General features: G+C 66.8%; 3 protein-coding genes. 2 read left to right on the plus strand and 1 reads right to left on the minus strand.

Going from position 1 to position 2,988, the window contains the following annotated elements; genetic code table 11:
• Positions 1-49: 49 nt before the first annotated feature.
• On the plus strand, positions 50-2,101 hold the full coding sequence (locus tag ACWELQ_RS42470) for an ATP-dependent DNA helicase (protein ID WP_452402643.1): 2,052 nt from the start codon (positions 50-52) through the stop codon (positions 2,099-2,101).
• A gap of 163 nt (positions 2,102-2,264) precedes the next feature.
• Here the strand turns inward: ACWELQ_RS42470 and ACWELQ_RS42475 are convergent, their stop codons facing one another.
• Positions 2,265-2,786, minus strand: a complete 522-nt coding sequence (locus ACWELQ_RS42475) for a DoxX family protein (protein ID WP_452402644.1) — start codon at positions 2,784-2,786, stop codon at positions 2,265-2,267.
• Here ACWELQ_RS42475 and ACWELQ_RS42480 point away from each other — a divergent pair.
• Positions 2,785-2,988: hypothetical protein (locus ACWELQ_RS42480; RefSeq protein WP_452402645.1), on the plus strand; the 204-nt coding region annotated here is incomplete at its 3' end. The two genes, ACWELQ_RS42475 and ACWELQ_RS42480, sit on opposite strands and share 2 nt — an antisense overlap.

The raw sequence follows: 2,988 nt of genomic DNA on the forward strand, positions 1-2,988 counted from the left end.
GGCGAGGTTTGCGCGGAGGCTGTCAGCGTGGCGCAGTAATCTGGCCGCCGTGCCCGAACTGCCTCCCGTACCGAAGTTGCTGGCCACCGCTGTCGAGGCGTTGGGGGGTAAGGAACGCACGGGTCAGCAGACGATGGCCGCCGCGGTGGCACATTCGATCGATACCGGCGAGCACCTCGCGGTACAGGCGGGAACGGGTACCGGTAAGTCGCTCGCGTACCTGGTGCCGAGCCTGCGGCATTCGGTGAAGACCGGGCGGACCGTGGTGGTGTCGACGGCCACCATCGCCTTGCAGCGGCAGTTGGTGGATCGGGATCTGCCGCGCCTGTCCGAGGCGCTGGCCCCGCAGCTGGGGCGGGTGGCGCAATTCGCGATTCTCAAGGGGCGCAACAACTATCTGTGCCTCAACAAGATCAACAGCGCGATTCCGGAGGAGCCGGAGGCGGAACTGTTCGACGCCTTCGCGATCTCGAAACTCGGCCGCGAGGTGCAGCGCCTCAACGAGTGGGTGTCCGACACCGAGACCGGCGACCGCGACGAGCTCACGCCGGGCGTGAGCGATCGGGCCTGGCGGCAGGTGAGCGTGAGTTCGCGTGAATGCCTGGGCAAGTCGCGCTGCTCGTTCGGCCAGGACTGCTTCGCGGAGAAGGCGCGCGCCGAATCCGGGCAGGCCGATGTGGTGGTGACCAATCACGCGCTGCTGGCCATCGACGCCATCAGCGGCATCCAGGTACTCCCCGAACACGATGTGGTGGTCATCGACGAGGCCCACGAACTGGTGGACCGGGTCACCGGCGTGGCCACCGCCGAACTGTCCACCGGCGCCATCAGCGCCGCGGCCAAGCGCTGCACCAAGCTCATCGACGAGCGCGAGGTCGACCGCCTGGAGAACGCGGCCGAGGCCTGGCACGGCCTGCTCGACGATCTGAACCCCGGCCGCTGGGATCGCATGCCCGACGGCGCGGCCCCGGTGCTCGCCCTCATCCGCGACGCCGCCTGGAACGCGCGCACCGCGCTGTCCCCCTCGGGCGGCGGTGCCGCACAAAACGATCCGGAGGGCGCGGCGGCCCGCAATCAGGCGCTGGCCGCCGTCGAGGAGGTGCACGACGCCGCGGTGCGGGTGCTCACCACCTTCGAGGAGCCCGACCCGGCCGCGCACCGCGATGTCATCTGGCTGGCGTCGGAGGACGTGCGTGGCGTACCGCGCCGCACGTTGCACATGGCCCCGCTGTCGGTGGGCGGCCTGCTGCGCAGCCGCCTGTTCGGCACGGCCACCGTGGTTTTGACCTCGGCCACCCTGCAGATCGGCGGCTCGTTCGACAATCTGGCGGTCACCTGGGGCCTGCCGCCGCGCTCGGCGTCGACCGTGGATCCGGCGCTGGCCACCGGCAAGGAAGCGCCCTCGGACGAGAAGGCGCTGCACTGGAATTCCGTCGACGTCGGTTCGCCGTTCGACCACGCCAAGTCCGGAATCCTGTACGTGGCAAAGCATCTGCCCGCGCCCGGGCGCGACGGGCTGCCACAGTCGTATCTGGACGAGATCGAGCGGCTCATCACCGCGGCGGGCGGGCGCACCCTGGGCCTGTTCTCGTCCATGCGAGCGGCCAAGGCGGCCACCGAAATTCTGCGCGAGCGCCTCGATACGCCAATCCTGTGTCAGGGCGACGACGCCACCGGAGCGCTCGTCCGCAAATTCGCCGACGACCCGGAAATCTCACTCTTCGGGACGCTTTCGCTGTGGCAGGGCGTCGATGTGCCGGGCCCGTCGCTGAGTCTGGTGATCCTGGACCGCATTCCGTTCCCGCGCCCGGACGATCCGCTACTGGTGGCGCGGCAACGTGCGGTGGAATCGCGTGGTGGGAATGGCTTCCTGTCGGTGGCGGCCAATCACGCCGCGCTGCTGCTAGCACAGGGAACGGGGCGTTTGCTGCGCAGTGTGGATGATCGCGGCGTTATCGCAATTCTGGATTCGCGACTCGCCACGGCGCGCTACGGCGGTTATCTCCGAGCATCTTTGCCGCCCTATTGGGAAACGTCCGATCCCCAAGTTGTGACAAAAGCTCTCGAAAGACTGACAAATAGTGTCGCGCAAATGAAATGACATTTGTGAGAACAGTCACAGGGGTGGTTTCTACTTCTGATCGGAACTAAATTGGCTTTCGATACTCCGGTGTACCCCCCAATTCCCACATCGGATGTGTCCGTTGTCCCCGCGCCAAGCCCTGCACGCGGCGCGGGGACACTCACACTTCCAGGGCTTTCGCCTATTTCACCGCGAGCGTGCCGAGCGCGGCCACCACGGCCAGCAGCACCGCCGCCGCACCCCAGACCAGACCCGGACGGTGCCACGGACGACCGTGATCCAGCGACAGCCGGCCCGCCCCGGTGAACGCGATCGCCACCGACGCGAGCGCGTAGACCGCGGGCAGCTCCCACATCGCGAAGCCGCCGCCCCGAGTCGCATTGATGGCGTTCAGCATGGTGCCCAGCGCGATCGCCGCGGCCAGCGGAGTCAGCAAACCGAGCACCAGCAGCAGACCGCCGGTGATCTCGCTCAGTCCCGCGAGGGTCGCGAAGAACTTGCCGGGGTCGTAGCCCATGCCCTGAAAGGCCGCCCCGGTGGCGTCCAGGCCGTAGCCGTTGAACCAGCCGAACAGTTTCTGGCTGCCGTGCACGGCCAGCAGGCCACCGAAGCCCACCCGGGCGATGAGCAGGCCCACGTCGGTGCCGGTGATGCCGGTGGCGGTGGTCTCACGGGCGGTGTCGGCGTTCAGGATTGCGGTCATGTCGGGTCCTCGTCTTTCGGGTCTCTACGGCTCTCGGGCGATTTCAACCGGACCGTGGTCCGCTTTGAGCCTACAGGAGGTCCGCAACGACGGCGGGGGCGGGGGGGGTAAGCAAGCCGCCCCCCCCAGGAACTTGTACGCGGCGTTTATTGAAAATAAAACAAAAAAAAAAAAAAAAAAAAAAAAAAAAAAAAAAAAAAAA

It is taken from the genome of Nocardia sp. NPDC004722, from assembly GCF_053601505.1.